The sequence below is a fragment of the Rubripirellula obstinata genome (assembly GCF_001642955.1).
GTDB classification, from domain to species: domain Bacteria; phylum Planctomycetota; class Planctomycetia; order Pirellulales; family Pirellulaceae; genus Rubripirellula; species Rubripirellula obstinata.
On sequence record NZ_LWSK01000071.1, the window covers coordinates 13899 to 29523 of the forward strand.

At 54.1% G+C, this 15625-nt stretch carries 14 protein-coding genes; 6 read left to right on the forward strand and 8 right to left on the reverse strand.

The genetic code is table 11. The features are described from left to right. Positions 1–52: 52 nt before the first annotated feature. From RC85_RS27530 to RC85_RS16705, 4 genes are read left to right on the forward strand one after another with little or no spacing between them, the layout of a single operon-like run. The gene (locus tag RC85_RS27530; RefSeq protein WP_068264878.1) at positions 53–571 is read left to right on the forward strand and encodes a hypothetical protein; all 519 of its coding nucleotides are present in this window, start codon (positions 53–55) and stop codon (positions 569–571) included. Next, positions 481–1005: a sulfotransferase domain-containing protein gene (locus RC85_RS16695; RefSeq protein ID WP_160148162.1), complete on the forward strand. Its 525-nt coding sequence runs from the start codon at positions 481–483 to the stop codon at positions 1003–1005. The genes RC85_RS27530 and RC85_RS16695 overlap by 91 nt, the downstream gene beginning before the upstream one ends. 34 nt (positions 1006–1039) lie before the next feature. After that, positions 1040–1495 carry a HugZ family pyridoxamine 5'-phosphate oxidase gene (locus tag RC85_RS16700; RefSeq protein WP_068264882.1) on the forward strand — a complete coding sequence of 152 codons (456 nt, stop codon included), beginning with the start codon at positions 1040–1042 and terminating at the stop codon, positions 1493–1495. A gap of 41 nt (positions 1496–1536) precedes the next feature. Then, complete coding sequence (locus RC85_RS16705; RefSeq protein ID WP_235033359.1) at positions 1537–1989, forward strand: hypothetical protein; 453 nt, start codon at positions 1537–1539, stop codon at positions 1987–1989. Positions 1990–2342: 353 nt separating this feature from the next. Here RC85_RS16705 and RC85_RS16710 read toward each other — a convergent pair whose 3' ends face one another. From RC85_RS16710 to RC85_RS16725, 4 genes are all read right to left on the reverse strand, one after another. Next, complete coding sequence (locus tag RC85_RS16710; RefSeq protein WP_068264884.1) at positions 2343–3584, reverse strand: Glu/Leu/Phe/Val family dehydrogenase; 1242 nt, start codon at positions 3582–3584, stop codon at positions 2343–2345. A 362-nt stretch (positions 3585–3946) separates the two neighbouring features. Next, complete coding sequence (locus RC85_RS16715; RefSeq protein ID WP_068264886.1) at positions 3947–5539, reverse strand: DUF4332 domain-containing protein; 1593 nt, start codon at positions 5537–5539, stop codon at positions 3947–3949. 364 nt (positions 5540–5903) lie between these two features. Beyond that, on the reverse strand, positions 5904–6596 hold the full coding sequence (locus RC85_RS16720; RefSeq protein WP_068264888.1) for a hypothetical protein: 693 nt from the start codon (positions 6594–6596) through the stop codon (positions 5904–5906). Between the two features lie 517 nt (positions 6597–7113). After that, positions 7114–8010, reverse strand: coding sequence for a mechanosensitive ion channel domain-containing protein (locus RC85_RS16725; RefSeq protein WP_068264899.1), 897 nt, complete (start codon positions 8008–8010; stop codon positions 7114–7116). 340 nt (positions 8011–8350) lie between these two features. On the opposite strand from RC85_RS16725, the gene RC85_RS16730 reads away from it, so the two are divergent. Next, positions 8351–9295: a WecB/TagA/CpsF family glycosyltransferase gene (locus RC85_RS16730; protein ID WP_084422765.1), complete on the forward strand. Its 945-nt coding sequence runs from the start codon at positions 8351–8353 to the stop codon at positions 9293–9295. Positions 9296–9616: 321 nt separating this feature from the next. Here the strand turns inward: RC85_RS16730 and RC85_RS16735 are convergent, their stop codons facing one another. The 4 genes from RC85_RS16735 to RC85_RS16750 all read right to left on the reverse strand — a co-directional run bounded on the left by RC85_RS16735 (position 9617) and on the right by RC85_RS16750 (position 14077). After that, the gene (locus RC85_RS16735) at positions 9617–10009 is read right to left on the reverse strand and encodes a four helix bundle protein (protein ID WP_068264889.1); all 393 of its coding nucleotides are present in this window, start codon (positions 10007–10009) and stop codon (positions 9617–9619) included. Between the two features lie 196 nt (positions 10010–10205). Then, on the reverse strand, positions 10206–11651 hold the full coding sequence (lpdA, locus tag RC85_RS16740) for a dihydrolipoyl dehydrogenase (RefSeq protein ID WP_068264891.1): 1446 nt from the start codon (positions 11649–11651) through the stop codon (positions 10206–10208). A 159-nt stretch (positions 11652–11810) separates the two neighbouring features. Next, positions 11811–12419 (reverse strand): 30S ribosomal protein S4, encoded by a 609-nt coding sequence (gene rpsD, locus RC85_RS16745; protein ID WP_068264892.1) that lies wholly within the window; start codon positions 12417–12419, stop codon positions 11811–11813. Positions 12420–12703: 284 nt separating this feature from the next. After that, positions 12704–14077, reverse strand: coding sequence for a fatty acid desaturase family protein (locus tag RC85_RS16750; RefSeq protein WP_235033357.1), 1374 nt, complete (start codon positions 14075–14077; stop codon positions 12704–12706). On the opposite strand from RC85_RS16750, the gene RC85_RS16755 reads away from it, so the two are divergent. After that, on the forward strand, positions 14076–15380 hold the full coding sequence (locus RC85_RS16755; RefSeq protein ID WP_068264894.1) for a BaiN/RdsA family NAD(P)/FAD-dependent oxidoreductase: 1305 nt from the start codon (positions 14076–14078) through the stop codon (positions 15378–15380). The two genes, RC85_RS16750 and RC85_RS16755, sit on opposite strands and share 2 nt — an antisense overlap. Positions 15381–15625: the final 245 nt, after the last annotated feature.

Consider the following 15625-nt stretch of genomic DNA (forward strand, 5'->3'; position numbering starts at 1 on the left):
CTGGCTGAAACTGGCCAGAAACGCTTAAAGTGACCCTTGCTGGAAGAAATCTATGTTGGCACGAATTCTACTTCAACGTCACCGTTGGTCGCGAGACTTTCGTGCATTGAGAGATCGTGTTCTTCGTCGTCAAAGACTCAGCTTTCCCGTTGAGAGTGCCCAAGCAGTGGCGCGACTAAGTCAGCAAGCCGAGCCAGTGACCATGGTGACTTCGTTTCCCAGATCGGGAAATACTTGGATGCGGATGATGTTGACAGATATCTTTGCTGCACTTGTTTCCAGCCAGTCAAATGAAAAGCAGATCGAGAATAGTTGGATTGAATCTCACAATCTGATTCCCGATATCTACTTTGATTCAATTGAAAAACGTGATCCGGTAATGCAATCTGGTGGCGAAATTGCGAAGCGGTTTGGAGTGTTCGTTAAGAGCATGAAGCACTCGGCCAAATTGAGCGGATTGAGTCATGCGACCTCGATAATTTGCGACATCTATTTCTGTTTCGTCGGCCAGAGGATTCGCTTGTCTCTTTCTACCACTTTCATTGTCGGCCCAGTGGCAATCAGAAGTTAACGACCGGTGGTGTGGATAGTTTTTGCTTGGAACACCTTGGGCGATGGAAGGCTATGACTCATAGCTACCTAGAGTTGGCGATGCGCTGTGCGACTCGAGTTCATTTTGTGTCCTACGAAGACATGCTTTCCGAGCCTGAACAGAACCTAGCACATTGCTTCAGTTGGTTAGGCGAAACCGTCGACGCACAAATTATCGCCGAAGCTGTTGAGCGCAATCGATTTGAGCGAGCCCAGAAAAATGAGTCATCTCGGCAAACTGATCCAAATCACAACTTCTTTCGCCGCGGCACCAGTGGTGCCGGCCAAGACGAGCTTTCCCAAAAGACACTCGACCGGATTCATGCTGAAACATCTGAATTGATGAAACAGGCCAGAAGCCGAATTGCGAGCAAATCACGATTTGCATCTGTTGGACAATCCAGCGCTGCGTAGATACTTGCTGTCACCGGGTGTTATCATACCCGCTATGAATACAAGTGAAATTTCGGTGATTCTTGATGAATCGCTTGCTGGTAGCCTTGGGACGATTTGCGAATCTGGTGGCCCGTTTGTTTCGCTGGTTACGGTTGCTCCGGTGATCGCTCCGGTTGGGCCGCGGCGGGTTTCGATGTTACTGTCAGGCTTGGCGGTGCATACGAAGAATTTGCTGCGGAATGGTTCTGCTTCTTTGTTGCTGGTTTCGCCCGGTGGTGAATCTGGGGATCCGCTTGCTGGGTCGCGCGTGACGTTGACTGGGACGGTGACGAGGTTGTCACGCGATGACGACGGCGAGGTTCGTAGTGCGTTCTTGGCAAAGCATCCTTCGGCAGCCATGTATGCTGATTTTGGCGACTTTGCTTTTTTCATTTTGGAAATTGAACAGGCTCACCTGGTCGCCGGCTTTGGGAAAGTCGTTACCGTTAGTGGCGACGAGTTGAACTGATCTATTTCGCGTGAACTATCTAACATCCACGAGAATCCTTGATGAGCCAGTCCCCAAAAAAACAGCCCGAAGAGACTCCAACTAACGACTCCCCCGAGACACCAACTGACGAGCCAATCGTCAAACCTGGCGAACCGGATTCGGATGCCCTCACTAATGACGAAATCCAATCCAACGAAATCCAGCCCAACAAGACCGGTGAAGTCACCAATGATGTTGACGGCGAAAAAATCGCTCAGTTCGTTACCACGATTCGCAATGCCGAAGAACAAGTCGGACAGCACATCATTCAAGCGTTGCAGCACGACGGTACGGTCGCTGTGATCACGACCGTGGCCGTGGGGCCCGACGGAAACCAGCAGGTAATCTCAGCCGCTCTGAATCCTGATCGAATGAAACAGGTTCAAGAAATTTTGACGCAAGCCGAAGAAGAACGAGTGGAAGAAGAGCCCTGTGTGGGTTTTCATTGTTTGGTAAAGCCTAAATCGGCATAGCCTATGCTTAGTGCCGAAGGGACGGCATCACCTAAGCTTGGGCGGCAGCCAACGCGGTGAAGAGTTTTGGTTCCAGGAAACACGTTTTGGTTCGTTTAGCCGCGTGGGCATCGCCCCGCGCGTTTCGCCCCGCGTGGACGCGCGGGGCGATGCCCACGCGGTTAAACGATTTGGAAACTTCTCACAGCGCGCGGGGCGATGCCCACGCGGTTAAACGATTTGGAAACTTCTCACGGCGCGCGGGGCGATGCCCAACGCGGCTAAACGGTTTAGAAAACCTTCACGGCGTTGGGCTGACGCCCAAGGCTAAACGCTGCCGCTACTGCGTGGCTAAATGCACGTCAAGATTCGCGCTACGACGTCAAACCTGCCAACTCCGCCGCTCGTTGGACTCGTTGAATGCCGATCATGTACGCGGCCATTCTTAATGAGACTTTTCGTTGCTGGGACATCTGCCACACGTTCTCAAAAGCTTCGCTCATCGTGTGATCAAGCTCGCCGCGGACTCGGTCGAGTGGCCAGCGGTAGTGCTGTCGGTTTTGTACCCATTCAAAATAACTGACCGTCACACCACCGGCGTTTGCCAAAATATCGGGCAGCACCGTCACGCCGCGTTCGTAGAGCTGTTGGTCAGCAGCCGGATAGATTGGCCCGTTGGCTGCTTCAATGATCACGCTCGCCTTAATTTTATCGACGTTGGCTTCGGTGATGACGCCGCCGAGCGCCGCCGGCATTAGTACTTCCACATCCAATTCCAACAGATCACTCAGCGGAAGCTTCTTGCAGCCGTTGTAACCTTCTAGCAAACCTCGTGGATGTTCGATCTTGTGACGCAGCAGTTCACCGATATTCAGTCCGTCTGGATCAAAATACGTTCCGCTCACATCGCTGACCGCAACAATCGGGAACTGCGCTTCGTGCAAGAACTTTGCAGCATGCGTTCCGACGTTTCCGAATCCCTGAATCGCCACGCGGCAACCTTCTGGTTTGCGGCCTAAACGTTTGATCGTTTTGAAGGTCAATGTCCCCACGCCACGTCCGGTCGCCTCTTCGCGTCCCTTGGCTCCGTACTGTTCGACCGGCTTACCGGTGATCACGGCTGGATTGAAACCGTGATACTTTTCCCATTGATTTCGAAACCAAGCCATCACTCGATGGTCGGTGCCCATGTCGGGTGCGGGGATGTCGGTATCAGGTCCGACCAATTCATGAATCTGATCGACGAAGGCACGTGTGAGTCGTTCGATTTCACGCTGAGTCAATTCCGATGGATCAACGCCGATGCCACCTTTCGCGCCGCCGTATGGCAGATCGACCACGGCAGTTTTCCAGGTCATCAAACTGGCAAGCGAACGAGTTTCATCGAGGTCCACATCGGGGTGATAACGCAGACCGCCTTTCATTGGACCGCGGTGGTTATCGTGCTGGACACGAAAGCCCATATAGTTGGCCAACTGACCATTGTCACGCTCGATCGTGACACGAACCTGAACCTCGCGGCGTGGCGTTTGCATCATTTGCCGCATTTCGGCACTGATGTTTAGATGATCGGCGGCGGAATCAAAAAAGTATTGAGTGGCTTCAAAAGCTCGCATGATTTCAATCGTTTGATAGTGAGTTCAGCGGTTTGGCAGTTCTAAGGAACTGTCCTGAAATAACTTCCCGTTTTCCCAACCCGAACGCGTCAGCGAGGGATTTCGTCGAACAAGATCCCCCGCTGACGCGTTCGGGTTGGGATTTCGTCGAATCAAAGCACCTGAGGGTTATCTCGCGACCATTCCTGAGTCATAGGATACCCGTTTGGCAAAGAAAATCACTCAGGCTAACGAAAGAGCGATTGCAAGTTGCAAATTGAACCCAGGGTTCCCAGATGTCCGTTTTGTAGGCCGTAGCGAGTGGAGCGAGTTACGGCATTTTTTCCTAGCCTCGCCGGTTCGCAGCCTGCGCCGACGAAGGCTTACGCGGCCTTGTTGACGTTGCCTTGGTGTGCCGTTCCGCCACGAATGGCATTATCGATCCAGCTTTGTACATCCGCCAAATTAGGTGGACTCTGACCGCGCAGGTAGCGTTTTCCTGCCGAGGTTGCAGCGTAATGCGACACTGCCTTGTGAAGCGTTTCCACGTCGCAATCGGCGATTGATTGCCGAGTGACAAATCCGGATCCGGCCAACAATTGAGATTCCAGGCAATTCAGTTCAGGAACACTGCACATGACTTTGGCCTGCACCTGCCAGAGCGTAATGATCGACTCGCTGATCCAACGCGTCGCCAATTCATCGCACATCGTTCCGGGATCGGCTTTCAAGAAATGGTGAACGCTATGGATGCCGATCGCGGTAAAACGGTCGGCGGTTCGCGGTCCAATCGAAGGTGCGTCAACCAATGCGTCTTGCAAATGCAGGCTGTAGCGAACGTTGACTGGAACCTCTTTGCCGGTCGGAAACGGCAGCACCAAAGGTTCACGTTCGGTTTGAGCGTCCTGTTTGGACTCGGTCGCTTTCACCTGATCTAAATCAGAAGCCGCATTCTGTGCCTTGATCCCCTGTACTTTGATCCCCTGTACCTTGATTCCCTGTACCTTGATTTCAGTGCGATCCGACTGCAACTGACTCCGTCGTTTCTTCCAGACTTTTTCATCTTCATGGACCTTGATCACTCGATGAACGATATCGACTTCGGCGGAAAGGTTCTGCTTCAGCTCTCCCGTTCGCTCAAATTCTTCGATCAGCGCCTCCACCGCACGTCGCTCCGATGCATGGTCTAGGTTTCGGATCCATAACCGCATCGGTACGCGAGCGGTCGCCAGAATCATCGCCAGCGGCGCACTTGGTGATGGCAGCGATTCGCCTTTGACGGCTTCCGCATCAGCGGCGGCTCGCTCGATCACTCGGGCCCATCCTGTGACAGCAAGCCCGAACAATTCGGCGAGCGCCTGTTTTGCGATCAGGCTGAGACCTTCTTGCGGTTTTCGGCGTCCGCGTCCCAGATCATACGTATCCATCAACGGAAAGTAATACTGGTTTGCGTGACGAGCGCCGTGCAAGATCGCTTCGCCGAGCCAACCGGGTTGGTCCGACATCTCGAACACGATTTTCATTTGATCGCGATCCCACATCTTCATGATCGTTTGATACGACTTAGTCACGCTCCATTCAATCGGACGGTGCAGAACCTTTTCGCGACCGCTTTGCTGTGTGTGCAGCGGCATGATGGGATCGGTAAAGTAGTGGCTAAGGACGCCTGCCGCATGCGCCGCATCGGTCCACCGATCGGTGCGCAGATATTTTTGAAGTCGGTCGTACCATTGATGGGCGACGCGAGGCGCACCGCCCCAGTATCCATCGGTGACGTGAACGACATGGTTTTGGAAATCACGAAACCGCGTGTCAGGATCCTTCGCACCTCTTAGGTAATGATCATGGTGCCGCAGCAGCGTCTTCGTCAAACGCACACCCGCATCGGTTTCCACCAACGGTAAGGCATCGATGGCAAAGTAGTGATGAGTGCTACGACAGTGCGCCGCACGCAAAATCGACAGAAGCGGGTGCATGATGGATCACGGGATCGGCAGGGGATGGCTGATTGTGAGACTGTTTGAAAACGTAGCTGATCCCGCCAGGGTTCAGTCCACGATCCGATGAAGCTCGACTGAACCCTGGCGGGATCAGCTACGGCAGGTCGCAGGCGATCTGCGAAGTCGTTTCAAAGCAGTTTCTGAGCTTCAGTCTGCCAATCCCGGCGGCCCGGTCGCAAGATCAAACGGGCTGCAAGATCAATTTCGGTGGTAGGCGTGTTAATCGCCAGACGTCTTTGTAGGCCGTAGCGAGTGGAGCGAGTTACGGCGTTTGCAGCCCTGCCGTAACTCGCTTCACTCGCTACGGCCTACTTTTATTCGCGTGCCGGTACCCGAAATTTCAGCGAGGTTTTGATCGGACGATGCTGCGTGTTTCACGGATCAGCTTGCGTGCTTCATTGGGGCGAGGATCGGGGGACACGCCGGTGAAATAGTCCGTATCGATCCCCAGCAACTTTCGACGCTGCTGAGAAACGACTGGATCTTGATCCAAAAAACCGTCGGCCATTTCAAAATCACGATCCCACAGAATCGCACTGACCATTTGATCAACCGCATCTTCCCAAACACTTAGTTCGCGACAGACAACGGTGGGCACGTCATCGATGTCTTGCGCGTCATCGGCAAGTTCGTGCAGGGCATCCACGACCATTCGTCGCCAGTAAAACGAGTCGTCGGCCGCCAGTGAGGTTTCGAGGTCCAATTCGATCGCAAGTTGATCTCGTATTTCAACAAAGATCGCCGCAACGCCGGCTTCCGAGGTCGCGGTCAACTTGGGAGCACGCGAAGTATCCGCGAGCAGATAATTTGCCAACTGATGCAGCAAACCAATCCGCTGGCATGCATTCAAACGGTCGTAGACATTGATCCCTGACTCGCAATCGGGAATCGATTGATAGCCGTCATTCAGATCGACTTCGTCGTGATCATCCAGATGGACCATCAACGCGTCGATCATGGTATCGATCGCGGCGGAAACCAACGCTGCTTCGCCGCCTTGTAGTGTTCGATCACCTCGACTTGAATGCCACATGCAAGTGATCGCTCCGGAAAAATGACGTGACTGAAAAGAATGACGTGACCAAAAAAACGACGGTGACATGGATCGGATGGATCCGTGTCACCGTCGGTATGATAGTCGATCGGCCGGCGGCAATTGTAGCCGCGGATCGAAATTCTTTTCTAAGTCACGTTGCGGAAAACAACTTCCCGGTTTTTCCGTAGCTGGGCCCGCCAGGGTTCAGTCCATCCGGAGTTGTACCCGACGCTTTGAAGAGTTTTTAAACTGTGAAACCGCGTGGGCATCGCCCCGCGTACCGACGGACCGCACGACGCGCGGGGCGATGCCCACGCGGCTAAACGAACTAACACGTATTTTCCGGGACCAGAACTCTTCACGGCGTTGAGTTGTACCCGACTGAACCCTGGCGGGCCCAGCTACGAAAGATTTCGCCAAATACGGAACTTGTTTCTGGACAGTTCCCAAGTCGCGTTGCGGGAAAAGATCACACTTTCGCGGAGCGAAAGGCGACTATAAACACCGCTCTTTTCTAAGCCACGTTGCGGCGAGCCGGTCTTGTTCTTGGTCTGGTGTCCAGTTCCCCGTCATCGTCGCGACTGATGTGAACATCAAGTTGTGGGAACGGAATTCCGATCGAAACCGCATCCAAGCGACGCTTGACTTCGCCGGTTAGCGATTCATTGATGGTCCAGTAGTTTTCTGCTGCAACCCAGACGCGGACTTTCCAATCCACGCTGCTGGCTCCTAAACCAGCCAGCACGACCGCGGATCCGCGGCCTTCGCCCTGGATCGTTGCCATTTCAAAATGGGCAACGGCTGCTTCCAATGCCGATCGTGTTTGGTCCATGTCGGCACTGTAGTCAACACCGACCACGACTTCGACGCGGCGATGAGTGTGGAACGAGATGTTTTCAATCGTACCACCGCTAATCGAACTGTTAGGAACGATGATGCGTCGGTTGTCGGGAGTGTCCAGCGTCGTGGTAAACAGATCGATCTCGTTGACCTTTCCAGTCACACCGCCTGCGTTGATAACGTCACCCACTTTGAAGGGGCGGAAAACCATCATCAATACACCTGCGGCAAAGTTGCTGAGCGTTCCTTGGAACGCCAACCCAACCGCGAAACCAGCGGCGGCCAACAGAGCAGCCAAACCACCAAGCGGAGCACCAAGCGACGACAAAACCGCACCGGTGACGCCGAATAAAATCAGATAGAAAACCATCTTGCCAGCGAAACGGCCAAGCGTTTCATCGACCTTGCGGCAGATCGGGCTACTGATCACACGCGAGAGGTATTTGGCGACCATGTAGCCGATAAAGATCACGCCCAAACCGATCGCAGCGCTGATCAAGCTGGGAGCCAAATTCGTGGTCGCGTAATCCGTTATCGCTGCGTAATCACCGTTGGCGGCGGCGGTAAACATGTTTTCGGTAGTCGTCGGTACGTCCGTTGTGGCACCGGCGTCGGCACCGGTCGTGATTGTTTCGTCCACTGTGAATCCTTTCAAGTGCTTTGATAACCCTGCAATTCTGTCCAGAACTCTATCCAGGGGGACCGTGGGTATAGAGAAATCGAATGTCCTAGTTCCAGATCGAATCGCCCGCATTTTAGGAATATCCAGCACAAACCAGCAAAGCTACCAGGATGCTAGCACCTGAACGCCGTGGGGAATCAGGTTGTCGTGAAAGGGTGACGTAGGGTTGGACAGCTTGTCTTCGAGAAGCCTGCCTGAATCCGACCTCCAAAAATCACCGATTTCCCACATGCTTGATTCGACATCCGATCCTCTTTCGCTCCCTTCACCAGCGACCGAAATGATGGCGACTGAAATGATGCCACCCGTGCCGATCGTCCCGGTTTCTGCTGGGGCACGTTCCGCTGAAAAGGGCATCGAGGATAAGAAGCGAGAAGCTGAAAGTGGTCCGTGGACACAACCACCACGCAGTCTGGTTTGGGATGTGCCCTTTGATCAGGTCACGTTGACACAATCCGTCGAGAAGATTGCAGAGCTGATCAATCGAAACGTTCCCAGCTACGTGATCACCGCGAACTTGAACTACGTGATGCTGCATCACGACAACGAATCGATGTTGGAGGTGACACGCGACGCGGCTCTGATTTTGGCCGATGGACAACCCATCGTGCTGCGAAGCCGCCTTAGCAAAGATCCGTTACCCGAACGCGTCGCGGGAAGCGAAATGATCTACTCACTCGCCCAGGCGGCCGCTGACAAAGGCTGGGGAATTTATTTCTTGGGTGGAATGCCGGGCGTCGCCGCGACTTGCGCCGAGCAGCTTCAATCGCTTTACCCAGGTTTAAAGATCGCGGGCATCGAATCGCCACCGTTTCGCGAATTGACTGCCCAAGAACAGTCCGATCAGGACGCACGCATTCGCGATTCAGGTGCCAAGCTATTGCTGGTCGCCTTTGGTCAACCCAAAGGTGAACAATGGATCCATCAAAACTACAAACGCCTTGGCGTCCCCGTCAGCATTCAACTGGGTGCCTCGTTCGACTTCATCGCCGGCACGGCCACCCGAGCACCATCGATCTTTCAGAAAACGGGCATGGAATGGGCGTACCGAATGCTGTCTGATCCTAAGCGTTTGATCCCACGCTACGCATCCAACGCTTTGTTCCTAGCCGGTGCATTGATCCACGATTGGAAACGCACGGTGACGCGTTGGGGCATGGGCGACTGGGCTTAGTTGGGATTGCAAGTTGCTCTGCTGGCAATTCAGAACGTAGGCCGGAACAAGCTTAGCGCAGTTCCGGCAATTGCATGGTACTGCGTTGGATTGGTACTGAGCTGAATTGCCGGAACTGCGCTAAGCTTGTTCCGGCCTACATCAACTAAGCGTTTGATCCCACGCTACGCATCCAACGCTTTGTTCCTGGCCGGTGCATTGATCCACGATTGGAAACGCACGGTGACGCGTTGGGGCATGGGCAACTGGGCTTAGTTGGGATTGCAAGTTGCAAGTTGAACATTGCAAATTGAAAGTTGCTCGGCCTAAAAGAAGAGACCTCTACTTTGGTGAAGGGCGTTTGCTCTTTGCTTTTTCCGCAACTTCGTTTCGCTTTGCGGTAACGACTGACTGGCCGATGATCTTGCAAAGAGAGTCAGTGTGGCCGAGGATCTCTGACATTCGTTTTTCAGGCAAAAGCTCGGCACGAATGATAAGCCTGACCCAGCAGCGAGTCTCGCGAAGCTCTTTCAAGGCGATTCTCAGCTTGTGAATCAAGTCTTTTCGGCTCTCTGCCGAACATGCTTCCTCATAATTCGGAGCAGGCGATGTTCCGCTTCGGACTAACTGGCCTGCAATATGGCGGCCCAACCGCGTGTCGGGTAATGCATCGACGACCTTGCCGATTCTCGCCGCCAAGTCAAGCAAACGCTCTGACAACTCATCAGCCTCCATCGAAGATCTCCAAGATTCGAGTTACCCGCTTCGCAGCTCAGTTTAGCAAATAGACAACTTGCAATGTTCAACTTGCAATTTGCAACACAATCTCCACCGGCGACCTGCCCGTAGCTGATCCCGCCAGGGTTCAGTCGAGCTTAATACGATCGTGGACTGAACCCTGGCGGGATCAGCTACGTTTTAAAACAGTCTTTTAAGTCGCAGGTACCGCCAATTTCTTCTTTGGCTTGTAGATTTCGGTTGCTGTTCCGAGGTGAACTTCGCCTGCGTTCATGATCGTTTCGCTAAGCGTTGGGTGAGCGTGGATGGTGTCGGTGAGGTCATGAACCTCGCAGCCCATCTCGATCGCTAACACGGCTTCGGCGATCAATTCGCCTGCACCGCTGCCGACGATGCCGCATCCGATGACACGGTGTGTTACGGGATCCACCAACAACTTTGTCAGGCCGTTGGTGATGCCGAGCGCCTGGGCACGACCACTGGCGGCCCAAGGGTAAATCGAAACTTCCACTTCGCGGCCTTCTGCCTTGGCCTCGTCCTCGGTAACGCCAGCCCAAGCAATTTCGGGGTCAGTGAAAACGACGGCTGGGATCGCGGCTTTGTCAAACGAAGACGGTTTCCCGGCGATGACTTCCGCGGCGATTCGTCCTTCGTGCGTCGCTTTATGAGCGAGCATTGGATCGCCTGCGACATCACCAATGGCCAGGATGTGCGGATCGGCGGTTCGCTGTTGAGCATCACATTCGACGAAGCCACGATCGGTAACAACGACTTGAGTGTTTTCGAGTCCAAGGTCGCGCGTGACGGGTCGTCTACCGATGCTGACCAAGACGCGGTCGAACTGTTCGCGACCAAACTTGCCTGGTCCTTCAAAGGTCACATCAATCTTGTCACCGACCTCGGAAAGCGAACCGACTTTGGTATTGGTATAGATGCGGCCATCACACATCTTATCGACCTTCTTTGCCAGCGGTTTGACTAGGTCAACATCCGCACCGGGCAACAATCGATCAGCCATTTCGACAACGCTGACCTTGGATCCCAATCGTGCATAGACGCTGCCCATTTCCAAACCGATGTATCCGCCTCCGATGATAAGCATGGTTTCGGGGATGTCCGCCAACGCCAACGCACCGGTGCTGTCCATCACTCGGTCGCTGCGGATATCAAACGCTGGTGGCATCGCTGGGACGCTGCCCGTGGCCAGAACGCAATGATCGAATGTTAGCTGACCGCCTTCGGGAATCGATTCGTGATCGCCTTCCAATTTCATGGTGGTTGAATTGATGAAACTGCCACGAGCTTGAATCACGGTGACGTTTCTTCGTTTCGCCAATCCGCCCAAACCACCGGTCAAATTCGAGATCACTTTATCCTTGCGAGCCCGAACCTTATCGATGTCGATGTCCGGCTTGCCAGCGTAGTTAACGCCCCATTCGGCTCCCAGTTCATCGACTTCGGAAATGACTTTGGCGACGTGCAACAGAGCCTTCGATGGGATACATCCACGAAGCAAGCAAGTCCCGCCAAGTCGTGATTCGGACTCGACGATCGTGACTTCCATGCCTTCATCTGCGGCTAAAAATGCGGCCGCGTATCCACCGGGGCCACCACCAAGAACAACGACAGGAGCATGCATTGAATCGACTTATTTCTATTGTGTTAAAAGAGACTGTTCAGATTTGATACGGACCGCAAAAAAGAATCCGCATGAACAAACTTGCTCACACGGATCATGATTCAAACCGCTACTTAATGGTAGTACGATTGTCGATACCTGCTTCGGTCGAGAAGAGGTTTATCGCGACAGGAATTCGACCACGCTGTTAGCGTCCACGGGCAAGCTGATGTCGCTGGGACCGGGAGCACCCAAAATGGTTGCCTTTAAGCTTTCGCTGTCAAAGGTCACCCAATCCAACGCGTCGGGGGAAGCGTTGGCGATCACGCCGCGATACAGGTTCTTTAGGTTTTCGCGACCACGGACTTCGACGATGTCACCGGGACGCAGCATGTAGCTGGGCTTGGTGACTTTCCGACCGTTGACGTGGAAGTGACCATGAGCGACGCCTTGGCGAGCTTGCGGACGTGTTTTCGTGAATCCGACGCGGCGAACCACGTTGTCCAAACGACGTTCGCACATCAAAAGCAACAATTCACCGGTGTTACCAGGCTTGTGGCTGACGGCATCGAAATAACGGCGAAGCTGACGTTCACCCAACCCGTAATAGTGCTTGATTTTTTGCTTTTCCATCAAAGCCAGACCGTAGTTACTCGGTCGGCGGCCCCGAACATGCATCCCGGGCGGGGTCGGACGACGGTCCAACGCACGCGTCGCACCTGCGGTTTCGTAAATCAGGGTGCCCAAACGTCGGTTAATTCGGGCTTTTGGTCCGGTGTAACGTGCCATCTTGGTCGTGCTTCCTTATCGGGGTTGGGGGCTGAACGATGCTAAAAGCAGCTAAAAAGCCACTTTTGACGTTCATCCCAAGCGATCCAGTCGTCCAGTCAAGGACTGCGGGACGCCACAATTGCGTCACCGTTGGTCGCCCATGGATTTTTTCGGCCCCGCAGTGTGGCGACAGAAGCAAGTTTGTTCAAGGGGGAATTCACAACCAGACCATAGCGCAACGTAGGCCGTAGCGAGTAAAGCGAGTTACGGCGTCGTTTTTGCGGGCCTCCAACCGATCATTTTTACCGTCGTTTCGGGCTTCGCTTACCGGTCACTCGGTCCCACTGAAAATCGCCGTTTGAACTCTTTGCCCGGTTCCGCAATTTTGCCCGGTTCCACAGCGCCACAATTTCGCTGGTCAAACTGGGCGCGATCGTATCGTGGTACGGGGAATCCGCTGGAAGACCGGCCACCAACCGCCGGTGTGCCTTGCCCAGATCGTGGTAAGGCAGGCGAGGAAACAGGTGATGCAGCGCATGATAACGAGTACCAATCGGACCCCATAATTCGCTCAACCAAGGTGCGTGCGGATAATTGACGCTGTCCAACAATTGCTGCTCGAACGACATCTCGGCACCCTGACCCGTCCAACGATGCGCCCCCAGAGTCCGAATTTCATTGAGCACCAACAAACCGACCGCAACCGCATAGGCAACACCCCACATCGGATTGAACCACTGACCAGTCCGCAAATACCAGGCGAACAGAAAGACCATCGCCCAGGCAAACACCAATGATTCTTGCAAAACGACCAACCGCATCAGCCCTTTGCCGGAATCGTTGCGTTCGTAAAACGGATCCACCAACATCGTCGATGCGTGACGGTGAACCACTTTGCGTGCCCCGGGGATGACCCAACAAATCGGGCTCAGGATCGCAAAACGAAAGAATCCCAAAAACGGAATCAGCAACGCCTGCAACACAAAACCGACGATCATCCAGCGGCCATGGTGGCTTAGTGCCAAATACTCGCCGTCGTGATCGGTCCCGTAATGTTTGCGGCGATGGTGATCGACGTGCGGGTAATACAGAAACGATGGCACGAACATCGGGATCCCGCACAACAGATTCCACGCGACCCGAAACCCCTTAAAACGATCCTTTGGCAAATGCACTAATTCGTGAATGAACATCAGCGAACGCATGTAGGCCAAGACCGTGACAACGTAGGCTGACATGACCATACAAATGACGCCCCAATGCGACATCGAAGGTGACATCGAAGGCGACAGTAGCGACAACTCCGATGCGTCGTCGCGAAGCGAGCTGACCATGATCCCAAAGGCAACATGCCCAGTGCAGATCGAAACCAAAAAATCAGTCCAATACACCCAACCCTTGGGCTTCCCCAATCCATCGATCAGACTGCGGGCCTGGGAGAACGAGAACGTGGGTTTGCCCGCCTCTATTTCAGTGGAGCAGGCAGGAGTTTTCTTTTCAGGAATCATGGTTCGACCAAAGCAGCGAATCTGAGTTGGAAGGGTGACCGGGTTCAGTAATTTAGGATCGTCAGAATCAAACGATTTGGCAAGCAAAAACTGTTGATGGAAACCCAGGATGCCTGAGGCCTCGAATTCAACTACTCTGGCGTAAATCACCAGCAAAAACCGTTCCATGAAATCGCCAAACACCTCGTCTGTGAATCAACGCAAACACATCATCGTCATCGGTGCCGGTGCAGCGGGAATGATCGCGGCGGGGGAAGCGGCACGGCGAGGTGCCCGCGTCACGTTGCTGGAAAAGAACAACAAAACCGGCGTCAAAATCCTGATGTCCGGCGGCACCCGATGCAACATTACTCACGACACCGACGCACGCGGGATCACCGAAGTCTTCGGGCATGCCCGGCGGTTTCTGCAACCGAGCGTCGGCCGTTTTTCGCCCACCGATGTTGTTCAAATGTTCAACAAGCTTGGGGTGGCGACAAAGATTGAATCCACCGGCAAGGTCTTCCCCGAATCCAACCGAGCTGTCGAAGTCCGCGACGCATTGCACCAAGACATGATCCAAGCGGGCGTCGACTTGCGATTAAATTGCGGGGTGACCGATCTTCGGATCGCTGAATCCGGCAGCGGTGAAACCAACCACTGGGAAGTGGTCACGGAAACCGAAACGCTCGCCTGCGATGTTGTTATCGTGACAGCGGGCGGTCAGAGTTGGCCAGGCTGCGGAACCACCGGCGATGCTTACGCCTGGCTGCGAAAACTAGGCCACAAAATCGTGCAAACTCGCCCTGCACTCGTGCCGCTGGTGGGCGGCACCGATTGGATGCGAGCTTTGTCGGGCATCACGCTTGATGATTGCGTCGCGACGGTCAGAACCAAGACAAACACCGGAGAAATCCAAACTGGAAAAAAAGCGGTTTTGATTCAACGCAGATCCTCACTGCTATTGACCCACTTTGGATTGTCGGGACCGGCTGCGATGGATGTCAGCGGCAGCATGACGGCGGCCAGCCGGATTGATCAGGTCCACCTGGAGGTTGACGTGTTGCCCAATGAATCCGAAGCCGAAGTTGAAAACTGGTTTACCAATCGAAGCGGTAACGACGGAAGACGTCGCGTGTCATCGATTGTCGCTGGCGTCATGCCCCAGCGATTAGCCGATAGCATCGTTGCGGCATCTGATTCGGATTGTCACGTATCGGATCTTCCGGCCAAGAACCGCCGCCGCCTGGTCAGTTGCTTGAAACGATTACCCGTTCCCATCACCGGCACCCGCGGTTTTGCCAAGGCCGAAGTGACCGCCGGTGGTGTCAAGCTGGCCGAAGTAAACCCCAGCACGATGGAAAGCCGACTGCAGAAAAACCTTTACATTGCCGGCGAGGTCTTGGACGTGGATGGTTGGATTGGCGGTTATAACTTTCAAGCTGCCTTTAGCACCGGCCACGCCGCCGCCGTCGCAGCGACGAGTGAGTGATTGGAATTTAGGAACGAGCGGGGAAATAAGTGTCGCCTTTCGCAGGGGACGTCGTATTAATTACTGCTGGATTGGTGTCGTCACTCATCCCAAGGGAAGTCGAACAAATAAATGCAAATTGTCGTTGATCGATCCGCGATCATAACGCTGGTGAATAGTCCCGGAGGGCCGGAAGCTCTCTGCCGGGGATGTAAATCCCCGGATGGCAGCGTTATCTCTCACCAATTCTCTGGCTCGGTTTCGCG